The following is a 15,229-nucleotide window of genomic DNA, read 5'->3' on the forward strand; positions in this document are numbered from 1 at the left end:
GAACGGGACGTTCTCAAGCAAGCAAACTTACTGTGCCGGGCGGCGGCTTGCTGGGCTAGACTACCACCACTTGCAAGCGGAGACAACCGCATCGGTATAGCAAGCAAAAAATCGGTAATTGTAAAGCCTACAACTAATCCACCCTTAAGCTGGTGCTGTATTCGGATTGGCCAAGAACTCTTTGATTTCCTCCACGGTGGTGCGAGCCGACCGTCCTACGCCAATCAGGGTGGCGGAGGCAAACCCGGTCCAGTTGCCGTAGCCCACCAGCCATAGTCCCGGCTGCGCGGTGGCCCGCGTGCCCACGGTGGCTACTCGCCCATCGGCTTGCACTATCCCCAATTCCGCTAGAAACGATAGCGCCGGTCGGAAACCCGTGCACCAAATCACGGCATCTACTGCTTCCTCCCTCCCATCGGGCCAGACCACACCCGCGGCGGTAAACCGCACGAAAGGCCGCACGCTGCCCAACACGCCCCGGCCGCGGGCCTCTTTCACAGAATCGACCATTACAACGTTACCTAAGGCTGGCGACGGAGCTGGCACTGTGCCACTTTGGGCATGGTAGCGCTGGGTGGCTTGGATGAACAGAACTCGACCGTCCACGTCATCGGGCAGGAACCGAGGTTCTTTTTCTGTAACCCAAAGCGTATGGGCCACCCGCGAGACTTCCGCCAGCACTTGCGCCCCAGAGTTGCCGCCCCCACTACCAAAACCCGCTTTCCGGCGAAGGGCAACGCATTACGGTAATAAGCAGAATGCAGCTGCACTCCTTTGAAGGTGGCCCGGCCGGGGTAGTCGGGTAGGTAGGGGTTACGCCAACTGCCGGTAGCGCACACCACGGCCCGCGCTTGCCACGTTCCCTGATCGGTGAGGACCACAAACCCGGCACTGGCTCGCCGCACATGCAGTATACGCACCGGGCGCTGCACTGGCAGCGCATAGCGCTGTTCGTACTGGGTGAGGTAGGTTATGACGGTATCCCGCGTCGGAAACCCATCTTCTTCCGGCGGAGGCATCAGCCAGCCGGGCAAGGAACTGGCCGTTGCCGGTGAAAACAACTGCAGCGAATCCCAACTCTGAAGCCACGCACCACCCGGCGCCGCTTGGTCGTCGAGCAGCACAAAGGTCAGGCCCGCCCGCCGCAGGTAGTAGCCCACGGCCAACCCGCTTTGCCCAGCCCCGATAACCAGTACGTCGATAGTTTGGTCTGCCACTAAATAAGCCTAGGTGCGCTGAAACTGCGCTCGTACGAAGTCGTGCGCGTAGGTTTTTATTTGGTCGCGCACGGCCCGAAACTGCTCTATAATTTGCTCTTCGGTGCCCGTGGCCTTGGCCGGATCCGGGAAATTGTGGTGCAGCTTCTGGGTTGACGCAGGAAACACGGGGCACACCTCCTGGGCATGGTCGCACACGGTCAGCACGTAGGAGAAAGGCACCGCGGCGTACTCATCCATGTGGTTGCTGGTGTGGTGCGCAATGTCCACGCCGTCTTCAGCCATCACGCGCACGGCCCGCGGGTTGAGCCCGTGGGTTTCCACCCCCGCACTGTAGACGGTGGCCTGCCCGTCGAGCAGTTGATTGAGGTAGCCATGAAGCAGCTGGCTCCGGCAGGAATTGCCGGTACAGAGCACTAGGATGTTGGGTTTTGTAGCGTGAGCAAGCATAAATAGCTATACGTTAGCTCTAACTTAACAGCAACCGCCACCAGGGGTGCAGGCCGGGCCTTCCGCCAAAGTAAAAGCCATAGGAGCGGTTTCCAACTGCTCTGTCGGTAGGGCTACCTGCTTGGCGGCGGGCGCAATGCAGCACTGGCTGTTGCTGCCGACGGCCTGGTCGTACTCTTCTTGGTAACGTGGATCATTGAACTCGGCATCTTCGTGGAAATAATATACCTCCCACTCCACCCCGTCCGGGTCGTTCACCCAGAACTTGTCTTGCTTGGCATAGCAGCAGTTGGTGCCCATCTCTTCGCGGGCAACTAACCCGGCTTTCTGGGCCACAACCAAGCGCTGCTCCATTTCTTCTACCGTCTCCACCTGAAAGCCCAGGTGCCCAAAGTTGGACGCCACCCGCTCCGGATTCTCGACAAAAGAAATAATCAACGCAGGCTTGTCGAGCACATACTTGGCATAGCCGCGCCGAATTTTAGCGGCGGGCTGCCCGAAAAAAGCGGTGTAGAAATTAACAGTAGCAGTGAGGTCGGACACGTACATCGAGACGTGCATCCGAGGAAAAACAGTTGTATCCATGATGCTAGAGAGTAAAAGAGAAACAAAAATTAGCAGGCGCAAGCGGTGCCAGGGCCACAGGCTGGGTTCGTGGTGGCTTCGATAAAGAAGGCGGCGAACTGCTGCTGCACTTGGCGTAGCAGTTCGGTGTTCAGGCAGTAGCAGACGGTGAGACCATCAATTTCTCCGCGGATAAGGTCCAGAGCCTTTAGCTCCTGTAGATGCTGAAAAACTGTAGTGCGAGACAGAGGCAATTCGGCCGCAATGTCGCCGGAAATACAAGTTTGTTTGCTAGCCAAAAGCTGAATAATGGCCACCCGGGCTGGATGAGCCAGCGCCTTCGCCACACGGGCCAGTTGCTGTTGCTCGTCAGTAAAGGCGGCGGTCTTGGCGTAGGTCATAGAAGAAGCAGGAAGTATGTCGTAAATATACGACATACTGTGACGCATGTTTACGACATAACAAATTATTTTATCTAGGCTTATTTCTGAAACCAGCTTCTTCGCATGCCAACCGGGGTGCGGATTCAAGGAAAAAAAGCCCTTTCTTCTAAACGAGTGGGCATTGTCTGCTGTCCGTTTCAGCAAGAATCTCATGCCTAGCTGCACTGCGGAAGGCCTGCAAGAAGCCGAGGAGCTTGCCCTGATAAACCAACGCGGACCAAAAGAGTGCGTATGCAACAGGGCGTCGTAGAGTGCGGCGGCTGTTACCCGCTTCGCTATTCGGCATGCATAGAACCTTAGAAATCACTGTCCCCACGACCACAACCGATGCGCTGTGTCATGAATTGACTGATCTTGACTCTGTAATTGGGTTGAGCGTGCAGCGGGGTGCCTCTTGGAAGCCGCCTGGCGACGTATTGATTGTTCACGTACTGAACCGGGGCGCCGATGAGGTGCTACGCCGGGTTGGGGCCGCCGTATCTGACAAGAACGCGTTGAGCGTAGTTACGAGTGAAGTAGCTAGTATCATCTCGCCACAGTCCTACAAAACCGTCGATAACGACCGTGACGAGGCCATTTGGGAGGAAATGGAAAGCGGCTTGCGCCACCAAGGACGCATTACACCCAACTATTTGCTTTTGATGGCCTTAGGTGGCATAATTGCGGCCGTGGGGCTGGTGTCGGAGCCGGTGCCGCAGGCGGTAGCTTTCGTGGCTTCGGCTATTATCGCGCCGGGCTTCGACCCTATGACCAAGGTTTCGCTAGGGTTGGTCCTGCAACGTTGGCGACTGGTCGGCCGAGGGCTGGTTTCTGCTTTGGCTGGCTACGCCATATTGGTGCTAATGGCGGGCCTGACAATGGCACTACTCGTGGCGGTGGGCGAAACCAGTGCAAGTGCCTTGGTCACCAACCCGGAGGTAGAACACTTGCAACACCCCAAGTGGATGGAACTGCTAGTGGCCGCGGCCGGAGCACTGGCGGGTGTAGTGATGCTGGCCGCTTTCCGACGCAGTTTCCAGGCCGGCCCCCTGATTGCCATGGCCTTTATCCCGGCGGCAGCTTTGATAGGCGCCGGCTTGGCGGTAGGGCGAGTGGACTTGGCGCGCGAAGGGCTAGAACGGTTTTTGGCTGACTGGGGCTTTATTGTAGCCCTTGGAGTGCCCTTCTTGTGGCTAAAGCAGCATTTTCTGCACAAGCGCGAGCCCCTGGTATAAAGCAGCACCGTTTCCCGAAAGGAGCTTTGACGGCTTCCTACCTCACAAAAAAAAGCCTCATCGAAAGACGAGGTTTTTTTTGTGAATATTTATTCTGTTGCGAGCAACAGGAAATGAAGTGCGAAGCAAATAGGAAGCAGTGTTGCACTGCCTGAGCCTTACTGCTGCGACTCTAGCCGCTTCAGTTCTTGGTAGGTCTTCTGCGACTTTTTGTACTGATTATTTATTATCGAGCGGATAGAGCCAGTCAACGAGTGGTCTTCAAGCGCTTCCTCATAGGCAGCTATGGCCCACTGCTCGCCGTGGATGTTAGTGGCGAGAATGGCTTTCTCGTCGTGCCCCGTTACGGCGGCTGTAGCTTCCATCAGGCGGCGGTAGAGTTTGCCTTTGAGGGTGGTGCTCGATTCGCGCTGGCCATCAATGCGTACCAACACGTTGTTGAGCTCATCGGCAAACCGCTGGCTCTGGCTGGCTAGCTGCTGATAGTAGTTGCGCAGTTGCTGATCCTTGCTTTCTTCAGCGGCTTTGTGGTATCCTTCCACCCGGTCGTTGACGAAATGCAGGAGTTCGTGCAAGGTATCAGCTTGTTTGTTGTGGCTTTTACCGCCGCGGGCTAGTAAGCCTACCCCGATCAACACTAAAGCGCCGCCTAGCACCTTCTCGGTGGTGGTGAGCTTGTTGAAGCTAGTGGCGACTTTCGTACCGGTTTGTTTTACGGATGGAGGCAATTTGTCGACTAAGCCGGTTACGCCTTCTTTGGAGAATGTTTGCTTGGCTTGGTCTACGAGAGGCTGTACTTTGTCTACTAGGGGCTGTACTTGGTCAAGTAAAGACGAGTTGGCAGCTTGGTCGTTGGCGGTAGAATCAGCACCTGTGTTATCAGGAGCGCCGGACGAATTGGGTTGCTGAGGTTGCTTCATAGCAGAAAAGAGGGATAAAAAGGAACAATAGAAAGGCTTACGGCTACGGTTGCCTTGGGTTAGGTCGAGCTTCATGATTAACCGGGCATCCAGCATGTAGACCGCCCAAGGAACGGGTAATGCAGCTTCACTTCAACTATATAGAGCCACGAAGTACATAGTTAAGGCTATTCTCCTTTTTCCGCCTATCACAACCGATGCCGATACGCTACCGCAAACGGTTGCATATTTCATTGTTTAACGGGATGCTTATCAGGCTATTATAGCCGAGTGGGAAGAAATATCTTGGATGCAAAGCGGCCGACCTACCTGCCGTTCATTCTCTGTTCCTGTTTCTCCCACCACAACCCGTTTTACTATGCTTCGACATAGACTTCGCTTTCTATTTCTTCCCTTATCCTTGCTTGCCTTCACCGTGCAGGCGCAAAATGCGCCCGTGCCGCAGCAAGCAGAAGCAGGCACGCTTGGCGCCGATTGGACTACCCCACCCGCCCAAGCCGGAGTGCAGTACGTGACGGTGGTGCCCACCGCTACTATTAATTCCAACAACCCGGGTACGGCAGCCCGCATCATCACGTATTCCGTCACGTTTCCCGGCCCCGGCAGCTACGACTTGTACGCTCGGGTTCGGGTAGGCACTGGCGGCGCCAACGACGACAGTTTCTACTACGGCAACGGCTTCGGCAACAAAGCAGCCACCGACGACACCAACTGGATTACCGTTAATCAGCTCAACAGCGTAGGCTATACTGGCGCCAACGATGTGGTGGGCAACGCCGGCGGTGGGCAGCAGCAGGTGTGGAAATGGCTGAACTTATCGACTTTCAACGGTGGGGAAGCGCCCACTGCTTTCACCGTGACGGCCGGCAACCTCACCCAAACGTTCCAGATTGGCGCCCGCGAAGACGGCCTCGACATCGACAAGTTTGTGTTTGGTACTACTGGCCTGTACTTCACGGTAGCTAATCTGGACGCAGGGGCGCAAGGTTCCACCACGCCGCCAACTGTCTTCACGCCCACCGGCCCGCCTATGGCTACGGGCAAGCCCAAGTTTCTGGGTGGAGTGTACAGCACTCCGCAGAAGCCGTTTTTCAACAACTATTTCAATCAGGTTACGCCCGAGAATGCCGGTAAGTGGGGCAGTGTGGAAAGCACCCGCAACGTAATGAACTGGACCGAGCTGGATTCGGCTTATGCCTTGGCGCGCACCAAAGGCTACCCCTTCAAAATGCACACCCTGATTTGGGGCAGCAGCAGCCACTTTGGATAGAAGACCTTCCGGCGGCGGAGCAACTCATGGAAATCAACGAGTGGTTTGCGGCCGTAGCCGCCCGCTACCCCAACATCACGCAGATCGAGGTAGTAAATGAGGCAACCAACGACCTGCCCCTCAACGGCTCGACCGGCCCCAACGGACCCAACACCCCCGGCAGCGGTGCCGGCAACTACTACAATGCGCTTGGGGCGCCGGCACTACCGGCTGGGATTGGGTGATTAAATCCTTTGAATTGGCCCGTCAGTATTTCCCAAATGCACAGTTGATGATCAACGACTACAGCGTGATAAACACCACGTTTAACGTGCAGCGCTACCTAGGCATCGTCAACTTACTGGTGGCCCGCAACCTAGTGGATGGCGTTGGTATTCAGGGCCACGCGTTTTCCACGCGCGGCGTGCCTGCCACTACGCTGGCTACCAACCTGAGTGTGCTCGCTACGGCTGGCAAGCCCCTTTATATTACGGAGTTGGACATCGATGGTGTAAACTCCGCCATGACACCGCAACTCGATGATGCCATTCAGTTAGCTGAATACCAACGCATTTTCCCCACCCTATGGGAGCATCCGGCGGTGAAGGGCATTACGCTGTGGGGCTACCGACTCGGTCACTGGCGCACCGCACAAGGCGCCTACCTCGTCAACAGCGACAATACCGAGCGTTCGGCGCTGGTTTGGCTGAAAAATTATGTGCGCACCACTGTGCTGAGCACCAAAGCCAACCAGAATGCTGCGCTTACCCTCTCCCCTAACCCTGCCACCAATGGCCGTTTCGTGTTGCAAGGCATGGAGAAGGCGCAAACTATTCGAGTGCTCGATTTGAATGGCCGCCTAGTCAAAGAGGTGAAAGGAACTAATCAGACGACAACCGAAGTGGCATTGCACGTCTCGCCTGGTTTGTACGTGGTGCAAGTTATCGACGGGTATGGCGTGACGTCTCGCAAACTGCTAGTGGAGTAGGTCAAGCTAGCGTAACAGTACAATCAAACAAGAAGGGCCGCGTCGGATGACGCGGCCCTTCTTGTTTCACCTGCTTTTGTATGGCGGGTGCATTACGACGCAGCCTCCGTGGTTCTTGTTGAGCACTTTCAGAATAAGTGTATCTGCCGTAGTTGTTAGCAGCACCTCAAAACGCTAGCGCTGGCCTACGCTGCCTTTCTCTTCTTTAGACGTTTTCGAGTTGCCCGAGGCACTTTCTGGCGGCCCCAAATAGCTGGGCTTCACCCCGCCTAAGTTTACCACCAGCTTTTCGAGCACCACGCCCGGGTCTACGCGCCAGAACTTGAGCACATGCTCGCCGGGCTTCCCCAAAGTGTGCTTCGACTCCTTGATAATGATGTTTTCGGCCACCGCTTTTTCCCAGGGCCTGTTGCCATTATCGGCCACCATACCGGTGTGCAGGTTGATAATCTGTGGGGCCTCATCGTCGAACGAAACGGCATAGCGCAAACCCTCACCGCCAACGAAATTCAGCGTGGGCGCGAGGTAAGCTTGCACGGTTACCGGGCCGGAGCTGGTGAGTTGCACGCGGTACTCTAGGTGCGGCGTATTAGCAGCCGGCAGCTGGGTGGGCGCGGTAACCGGGAGCGTAGTAACTGCCGAAAGCGTGCGGCCCAAGTCTGGAATGGTCTGCCACTTCGCTACACTACCGTTCACGACCTTGCTGTAATGCTCGGCATCTATGCTCACATAGCCATCAGCCTCCACAAAACCGGCGCCAGCGGCTACTTTCGGTTGTGGCTTCTGTGCTGACGCCGCCGGGGTAGCAGCTGGGGCAGTCGTGGCCGTGGGCTGGGTGATGGTTTGCACGGCAGGCATAGCGTTTTTCTCGGGCTGCTGCCAATAGGTGTAGCCGATGTGGGTTTGGTCCATCATGTGGCTCCACTTGCCGCTAGCTACGGCATGGTAGCGGCTGGTAATTTCCGCGTCTTTGGCGTACAGCGCCTTCACTTTCTCAGCCAGTTCGTTGGTAGTGGCTTGTCCGTTTTTGGCCGCTTCGTGGTTCTGCGCAACCGTGTAGTACATCTCGTTGAGGTTGGCGCAGGCTTGCACGGGGTGCAGCACTAGTTCATAGTAAGCGTCGTGGTACTCAGCTGGCAATTGCTGGTTGATAGCTTCGGCCTGGGTTAGCAGCTGGTTGTAGTCGGCCACCACAGTTTCCCATTCGCGGTAGTTGGTTAGGCTGTAGGTCTTCTGGTCGAGTAGTTCGGGCTTGCGCCGGGCGTTGTACTTGGCGTATTTAGCTAGGATGTCGGCAATGCCGGTGGCGTACTTAGGTCCAAATTGCTTGGCGGCCCACTCCCGGCTATAGTCGTCGAGTTGGTCGGCCCCAATTTTATCTGGGTTCCAAGCGTAATCGAGGAAGAAGCTGATGGGGAATTCCATGGGCTTGAGGTCGCCCACGTTCACGATCCAGATTTGGTTGGCGCCGTACTCGTGGGCCAGGTGCATCTGCTCCCAGATACGGGGAATTGGGTTTGTGTTGAGCCACTTGTAGTTGCGCGGCCCGCCTACGTAGTCAAAGTGGTAGTAGATGCCGTAGCCACCTTTGCGCGGCTTCTCACTTAGCTTGGGCAACTTGCGGATGTTGCCCCAGTTGTCGTCGCACAAGAGCAGCGTCACGTCGTCGGGCACGCGCATGCCTTTGTCGTAATACTCCTGCACTTCCTTGTAGAGGGCCCAGAGTTGGGGCGTTTGCTCGGCGGGTTTGCCGGTTTCTTCGGCAATGATTTTGCGCTGATCGGCCACGATGCGCTCCAGCAAGGCAATGTTGCTTTCCTGGCTCATGGGCTCGTCGCCGTCGCCGCGCATCCCGATGCTCACGATGTTTTCCCGCGTGCCCATGCGCTTCATTCCACCGCGCCAGAACTCCTGCAAAGCGGCGGCGTTGGTTTGGTAGTTCCAGGCGCCTTTGCCAGCGTGCTTCCATTCCTCGTGGGCCCGCGTGAGTGGCTCGTGGTGCGAGGTACCCATCACAATGCCGTACTCATCGGCCAGCACGGGGTTTTGCGGGTCGTCCACGTTGAACATGTTGCCCCACATAGCAGGCCACAGGTAGTTGCCTTTCAAGCGCAGAATCAGCTCGAACATGTGCGTGTACATCTTCGAGTTGACGCCGCCGAATTTCTCTTTCGACCAATTTTGCAGTGCCGGCGCTTCATCGTTGATGAAAATACCGCGGTATTTCACCTTCGGCGTGCCCTGCGAATGGCGGCCTGGCGCTACATACAGCGCCGTTTGCGGCTTGGTCGGCACATCGGCCCACCAGTACCACGGCGACACGCCAATCTGCTGTGACAAATCATAGATGCCGTAAATAGTACCGCGCTTGTCGCTGCCGGCAATTACCAGCGCGCGCTCTACGCCCGGCATCGGCTTTTCCACCACTTGCAGCACAAAGGTTTCCCACTTGCCTGCTACTTGTGAAACGTCGAGCTTCTTGCTTTTTACTAGCCCATCAATCAGCGGGCTTTTACCCAACGTTCCTATCAGCACCACTTCGTTACCGGTCGGTGCTTTGTCGGTGGTGAAAGTGGGCGTGAGTTTGGTTACGCGGTTGATGTCGGCCTGCAAATCGCGGGCGGCTCGTAGCACACCCGGCCAGTCGGAATTGCTGGCAAACAGAGCCGCCGTTTTGCCGGAGGCCGCCAGCGCAAAGCCGCTTTTGCCTTTCTCAGTTGATACGTAGGTGTCAGTGAGTTTTGTGGCCGGGGTTTGGGCCTGTGCTACAAACGGCACGAGTAGCACCAGCCAGAAACAGCAGGCAGTGCGGAATCTAGAGTTATGAAAAGGCAGGAGTTTCATCGGCATCAAGTAAAATGGCGCAGCAATGCGAGAACGTAGAATTATTAGAGAAGTAGCGGCTAGTTTCCCCTTAGGGGCTTAGAGGTGGCTGACCTATCATTGTTTGCCTAGACCGTCCTGCGGAACATGTAGCGCCCCAGGCCTGGGACCGAAGCCTCTGGCGTGCTGACATTGTCACGGTATATCGGTCATGCTAAGCTTGTCGAAGCATCTCGCGTGCTGACGCAGGAATGGTAACGGTCATGCTGAGCGGAGACGCAGGCGTAGTCGAAGCATCTCGCGGGTTGAGGTTGTAGTACTAATTCAACGATTCAAGCGAGATGCTTCAAATCAGCTCAGCATGACTGATATACCGTGACAACGTTAACACGCCAGAGGCTTTGGCTTCGTTGCACTGCCCTCAGCATGAAAGTCGCTACTATAACGGCAACACGCGAGATGCTTCGGTCACTGGCTTAATGCGCCACATGCTCAGCAAGACCGTTACTTTGGCGACGCCAGCAACGGGAATCAATTACCTCTAGCACCTCCTTGGTAGATACGCAACCGCAACTGAGGGGAACTAGCGCTTGAGGGGCTTCTAAAACTTCACCACTTCCCAGTAGGCTTTTTTAGGCTTCTGGTTCTGGTCGAAAAGCAGCGGGTAGTTTTTGCGGCCAGGTACAGGGTAGGTATCCAGCCAAGTGTACCTGTCGGAAATGTTCCAGAAGGTGACGCCGGTCAGTACGTTTTTGTAGTCGCGGAATACCTTAAAGAACATCTTATACTGCTCGGTCTGCTTCTGTTCCAGCTCGGGCGTGTAGGCGTCGGACTCACCGGGACGCTTTTCCCGACGGTCTTTCTCCCAAGGATAAATGGACACATCCAGCTCGGTGATTTGTACTTTCAGGCCCAGCGAGGAATACTGCTCCATGGCTTTGCGCAGTTCAGCTTCCGTGGGCTCTTGCAGCGACCAGTGCCCCTGCAGCCCAACCGCGTCAATCGGCACTTTGGCGTCTTTCAGCTTCTTGAGCAGCTTATAGACCCGCTCCCGCTTTTCGAGCCGCTCGGTGTTGTAGTCGTTGTAGAAAAGCACGGCATTGGGGTCAGCCGCGTGGGCGTACTCGAAAGCTTTGGCAATGAAGTCTTCCCCGCAGATCTGATACCACTCCGAGTTGCGCAGAAATTCCTGCGGGTTATCGGAAATGGCTTCGTTGACCACGTCCCAGGCGTAGATCTTGCCTTTGTAGCGCTTCACCACGGTATCGATGTGGCTTTTGAGGCGCTGAAGCAACACTTCTTTAGATACTTGTTTGCCAGTTGCATCCTTGAACAGCCACTTCGGCGTCTGCTCGTGCCAGAGCAGGTTGTGGCCCCGCACACGCAGTTTGTTGTCTTGCGCGAACTGCACAATTTCATCGGCGTCCTGCCAGAAATAGCGGTTTTCCTCGGGGTGAATAGGTCCCATCTTCATGGCATTCTCCGGCGTGATGCTGTTGAAGTGCTGCTTGATCAGGGTTGATTCGGCGGGGTTGCGTAAGGCTTGTGGCGAGACGGCTACCCCCATCAGAAAATAGTCTTTATAGTAGTCTTTCAACCCTTTTTCCGGGGCCGGCCGGTCACTGCTGAACACAGTGAGCCCCGCCAGCAGCACACCAGTAGTGGCGAGCTGGCGCAACGAAACAGTAGTTTTCATTTCTCGCTTATGGTTAGTTCTACTCTCTTAGTCAGCTATGATGCCCACTCTACATCTCTCCACGTGCGGGGATTAAGAGTTAAAACAAATCGACAATTGCTAGAAAGCTTGGTATCGTGGACGGTTAACGCCTCACTTCTCTCCTACTTCAGTTTCAGCACTAGCACCACTTAGCGGCAGGTACTTGCTGCCCTTGACTTTATCTTCCGATAGCGCTTCCCTGTGGCTCTGGCACCATAAAAACGGGCCAGCATCTGCTGTAGCTGCTGGCCCGTTCAATGGTTCATATCCCCTTACCAATACACAGTGTAGAGCGTGGTGAGCAGGGTTACAATGACCAAAGCCCCGATAGCGAAGCTACGCTGCGGGCGGAACATGCTCGCGTCCACTTCCAGGCCGTTGGTGCGCACACCGCGGCTGGTTTCGATCAAGCTGATGACCACCATCACCGCTACGCAGATGACAAACACGAAGCCCATGCGGTCGAGGAAAGGAATTTCGTACACGCCCTCAGCATTCTTGACCGCAAAACCCAGCGGTGCTAGCCAAGACAGATCGGTGAGCGTGGGCAGTGCCTTCAGAATAACCGACAAGACAAACCCCCCAATCGTGGCGAAGAGGGCGGCCGACGACGTGGTCCGCTTCCAGAAAAAGCCCAGGATAAACATGGCGAAAATGCCCGGTGACACGAAGCCCGTGTACTCCTGAATAAACTCGAAGCCGCCTTTCTTGTCGATGCCCAAGTGCGGGGCAATCAGCACGCCTAGCAGCATGGCCACCACCACGGCAATCTTGCCCACGCTCACCAAGCGCTTCTCCGACGCTTCTGGATTGAACACCTTGTGGTAGATATCGAGCGTGAAGATGGTAGCAATCGAGTTGGCTTTACCCGCCAGCGAGGCCACCACCGCCGCCGTGAGCGCAGCAAACGACAAGCCTTTCAAGCCCACCGGCAAGATGTTGAGCAGCACCGGATAAGCGCGGTCGGGGTTGAGGTTGGCACCCTGGCCAAATTCGGTGGCACCAAACACGTTTTCCTTGTAGAGCACGTAGGCCGCGATGCCAGGCAGCACCACGATTACGGGCATCAGCATCTTGAGGAAAGCGGCAAACAGCAGACCCGAACGGGCCGTGGGCAGGTCGGCCCCAAGGGCGCGCTGCGTGATGTACTGGTTGCAGCCCCAGTAGTTGAGGTTCACAATCCACATGCCGCCAAGCAACACCGTCAGACCCGGCAAGGCACTGTAGTTGGGGTTTTCCTGCTTGAGAATCATGTGGAAGTGGTCGTTGGCTTGCTCGCTCATCAAGCGGAAACCGCTAAGCACGCCCGTCTGGCCGAAGTGCTCGGCCACCAGGTTCAGGGCCAAGTACGTGGTAGCTAAGCCACCGAGAATCAAGAAGAACACCTGAATTACGTCGGTGAAGCCAATTACCTTCATCCCGCCGAGCGTGATGACAATGGCAAAGGCTGCCAGCGCGTACATGCAGAACTCCAGGTTCAACCCCGAGATGCTGCTGACGGCAATGGCGCCCAAGTAGAGAATGGACGTTAGGTTCACGACCACGTAGAGCATCAGCCAGAACACGGCCATAATCATGGCCACGGTGCTGTTGTAGCGCTGGTAGAGAAACTGCGGCATGGTGGCAATCCGGTTTTTCAAGTACACCGGAATGAAGAACACCGCCACAATAATGAGCGTCAGGGCGGCCATCCACTCGTAGGTGGCAATGGCCAAGCCCATTTTGAAGCCCGAACCGGCCATGCCCACAAATTGCTCGGCCGAGATGTTGGAGGCAATCAGCGAGGAGCCAATGGCCCACCAGGTCAGGGAGCCTTCCGCCAGGAAATAGTCTTTGGAGTCGCCTTCGAGCGTGCCGTCGTGGCCCGTTTTGCGGCGGTAAATCCAGATGCCATACCCGGAAACAATGAGAAAATAAACAAAGAAAACGATGTAATCGAGGGTGGCAAGTTGATGTTGCATGAGAAATAATCAAGCCACCCGAAGGAGCGGCTAATACGAGAAAAAGCTGAAGCGTCACCCACGGACGCTCCAGCAACTAGCTGCTTTTTACTGGCCACGACCAGCAACAAAACCTCCCCGGCTGGCCCCTCTCCAAGTTCCCACTCCCTTCAAAAGACCCGCCAGGTCGGTTTTTATGTGCTAGATGTACTGGTTGATAATTGCCTCAAGCCACTCCTGCTTGCCGCTTTTCAGGATCGGCTCGCCAGTCTTATGCGCAATAGTGCGCAGATCTTCCAGCGTGAGTTGGCCTTTCTCGAAGGCAGCGCCTTCGCCGGAGTCGAATGAAGCGTAACGCTCGGTGCGGAACTTACGGTAGGGCGACTTTTCCAGAATGTCGTTGGCTACCACCAAGGCCCGGGCAAAGGTGTCCATGCCGCTGATGTGGGCAATGAAGATGTCCTCTAGGTCAGTGGAGTTGCGGCGGGTCTTGGCGTCGAAGTTGATGCCGCCTGGCGTGATGCCCCCGTGCTCCAGGATGATGAGCATGGACTCGGTCAACTCGTTGAGGTTGTTGGGGAACTGGTCGGTGTCCCAGCCGTTCTGATAGTCGCCGCGGTTGGCGTCCATCGAGCCCAGCATGTTCGCATCGGCGGCTACTTGCAGCTCGTGTTGGAAGGTGTGGCCCGCGAGCGTCGCGTGGTTGACTTCCAGGTTAAGCATGAAATCGTCTTGCAGGCCGTACTCTTTCAGGAAGCCAATGACGGTGGCTGCATCGAAGTCGTACTGGTGCTTGGTCGGCTCGGCTGGCTTGGGCTCGATAAAGAATTTGCCCGTGAAGCCTTGCTTGCGAGCGTAGTCGCGGGCCATCGTCAGGAAACGGCCCATGTGCTCGAGCTCACGCTTCATGTTGGTATTGAGCAACGTCATGTAGCCTTCGCGGCCACCCCAGAACACGTAGTTCTCGCCGCCCAGCGCGATGGTGGCATCCAAGGCGTTGAGCACTTGCGTGCCAGCGTGCGCCAACACTTGGAAGTCAGGGTTGGTGCTCGCCCCGTTCATGTAGCGCGGGTTGGAGAAGACGTTGGCTGTGCCCCATAGCAGCTTCACACCGCTCTGCTGCTGGTGCTGCTTGGCGTAGTCGACGATGGCGCTCAGGTTGCGCTCGTACTCGCTCAGCGAAGTGCCTTCGTCCACCAAGTCGATGTCGTGGAAGCAGTAGTAAGGCGTGCCGAGCTTGGTGAAAAACTCGAAAGCCGCGTCCATCTTGTCATGGGCCCGGCCCAGGGCCTCGTGGTGCGCGTCCCAGGCAAACTGCTTGGTGCCGGGGCCGAACGGGTCGCCGCCGGTGCCGGTGAAGGTGTGCCAGTAGGAGACGGCAAAGCGCAGATGCTCTTTCATCGTCTTGCCGGCCACTACGCGGTTCTCGTCGTACCACTTGAAGGCGAGCGGGTTATCGGACTCACGCCCTTCGTATTTGATGGGCTCGATGCCCGTGAAAAATTCAGTTTTCGACAGCGTGTTGGTTGACATGAGAAAAGAACTGTAAGTGAACTATTAGTGGAGGGGCTTCAAAAAAGGATGATTTGTGAGAGGCAATCTTGGTGGCTGCTACGCGAGAAAGGTAGAGAAAATAGCTAGCCAAAATAAAGAAGGCAGTAGAGAAGGGCAGTTCGAGGGTTTGCTACACCTATTCCGCCGTTC

The 15,229-nt window shown here is 56.1% G+C and carries 14 protein-coding genes; 4 read left to right on the forward strand and 10 right to left on the reverse strand.

What is annotated here, in order from left to right:
- Positions 1-144 precede the first annotated feature (144 nt).
- Genes MUN86_RS31765 through MUN86_RS11705 form a run of 5 tightly spaced genes read right to left on the reverse strand, consistent with a single transcriptional unit; the run spans position 145 to position 2,632 of the window.
- On the reverse strand, positions 145-510 hold the full coding sequence (locus MUN86_RS31765; protein WP_311181691.1) for a hypothetical protein: 366 nt from the start codon (positions 508-510) through the stop codon (positions 145-147).
- A gap of 11 nt (positions 511-521) precedes the next feature.
- Positions 522-1,217: an NAD(P)-binding domain-containing protein gene (locus MUN86_RS31770; protein ID WP_311181692.1), complete on the reverse strand. Its 696-nt coding sequence runs from the start codon at positions 1,215-1,217 to the stop codon at positions 522-524.
- Positions 1,218-1,226: 9 nt separating this feature from the next.
- Positions 1,227-1,667 (reverse strand): arsenate reductase ArsC, encoded by a 441-nt coding sequence (locus MUN86_RS11695; protein WP_245117913.1) that lies wholly within the window; start codon positions 1,665-1,667, stop codon positions 1,227-1,229.
- 24 nt (positions 1,668-1,691) lie between these two features.
- Complete coding sequence (locus tag MUN86_RS11700; protein ID WP_245117915.1) at positions 1,692-2,252, reverse strand: ArsI/CadI family heavy metal resistance metalloenzyme; 561 nt, start codon at positions 2,250-2,252, stop codon at positions 1,692-1,694.
- Between the two features lie 29 nt (positions 2,253-2,281).
- The gene (locus MUN86_RS11705) at positions 2,282-2,632 is read right to left on the reverse strand and encodes an ArsR/SmtB family transcription factor (protein WP_245117921.1); all 351 of its coding nucleotides are present in this window, start codon (positions 2,630-2,632) and stop codon (positions 2,282-2,284) included.
- A gap of 326 nt (positions 2,633-2,958) precedes the next feature.
- Here MUN86_RS11705 and MUN86_RS11710 point away from each other — a divergent pair, with 326 nt between their 5' ends.
- Entirely contained in the window at positions 2,959-3,888 is a 930-nt protein-coding gene (locus MUN86_RS11710) for a DUF389 domain-containing protein (RefSeq protein WP_245117923.1), read from the forward strand.
- 158 nt (positions 3,889-4,046) lie between these two features.
- Here the strand turns inward: MUN86_RS11710 and MUN86_RS11715 are convergent, their stop codons facing one another.
- The gene (locus MUN86_RS11715) at positions 4,047-4,808 is read right to left on the reverse strand and encodes a ferritin-like domain-containing protein (protein ID WP_245117924.1); all 762 of its coding nucleotides are present in this window, start codon (positions 4,806-4,808) and stop codon (positions 4,047-4,049) included.
- Between the two features lie 400 nt (positions 4,809-5,208).
- Between MUN86_RS11715 and MUN86_RS11720 the strand changes: the two genes are divergently transcribed.
- From MUN86_RS11720 to MUN86_RS11730, 3 genes are read left to right on the forward strand one after another with little or no spacing between them, the layout of a single operon-like run.
- Positions 5,209-6,078, forward strand: coding sequence for an endo-1,4-beta-xylanase (locus MUN86_RS11720; protein WP_245117926.1), 870 nt, complete (start codon positions 5,209-5,211; stop codon positions 6,076-6,078).
- Positions 6,051-6,302, forward strand: a complete 252-nt coding sequence (locus MUN86_RS11725) for a hypothetical protein (RefSeq protein ID WP_245117928.1) — start codon at positions 6,051-6,053, stop codon at positions 6,300-6,302. Before MUN86_RS11720 ends, MUN86_RS11725 begins: the two co-directional genes overlap by 28 nt.
- Positions 6,299-7,045: an endo-1,4-beta-xylanase gene (locus MUN86_RS11730; protein ID WP_245117929.1), complete on the forward strand. Its 747-nt coding sequence runs from the start codon at positions 6,299-6,301 to the stop codon at positions 7,043-7,045. Before MUN86_RS11725 ends, MUN86_RS11730 begins: the two co-directional genes overlap by 4 nt.
- 174 nt (positions 7,046-7,219) lie before the next feature.
- Here MUN86_RS11730 and MUN86_RS11735 read toward each other — a convergent pair whose 3' ends face one another.
- The 4 genes from MUN86_RS11735 to xylA form a co-directional block, all read right to left on the reverse strand.
- Complete coding sequence (locus MUN86_RS11735; RefSeq protein WP_245117931.1) at positions 7,220-9,889, reverse strand: glycosyl hydrolase 115 family protein; 2,670 nt, start codon at positions 9,887-9,889, stop codon at positions 7,220-7,222.
- A 580-nt stretch (positions 9,890-10,469) separates the two neighbouring features.
- A complete protein-coding gene (locus tag MUN86_RS11740; protein WP_245117933.1) occupies positions 10,470-11,564 on the reverse strand; it encodes an endo-1,4-beta-xylanase in 1,095 nt (364 codons plus the stop codon).
- Between the two features lie 293 nt (positions 11,565-11,857).
- The gene (locus MUN86_RS11745; RefSeq protein ID WP_245117935.1) at positions 11,858-13,546 is read right to left on the reverse strand and encodes a sodium/sugar symporter; all 1,689 of its coding nucleotides are present in this window, start codon (positions 13,544-13,546) and stop codon (positions 11,858-11,860) included.
- 180 nt (positions 13,547-13,726) lie between these two features.
- Complete coding sequence (gene xylA, locus MUN86_RS11750; protein WP_245117937.1) at positions 13,727-15,058, reverse strand: xylose isomerase; 1,332 nt, start codon at positions 15,056-15,058, stop codon at positions 13,727-13,729.
- Between the last annotated feature and the right edge of the window lie 171 nt (positions 15,059-15,229).

The organism is Hymenobacter volaticus (genome assembly GCF_022921055.1).
GTDB lineage: Bacteria > Bacteroidota > Bacteroidia > Cytophagales > Hymenobacteraceae > Hymenobacter > Hymenobacter volaticus.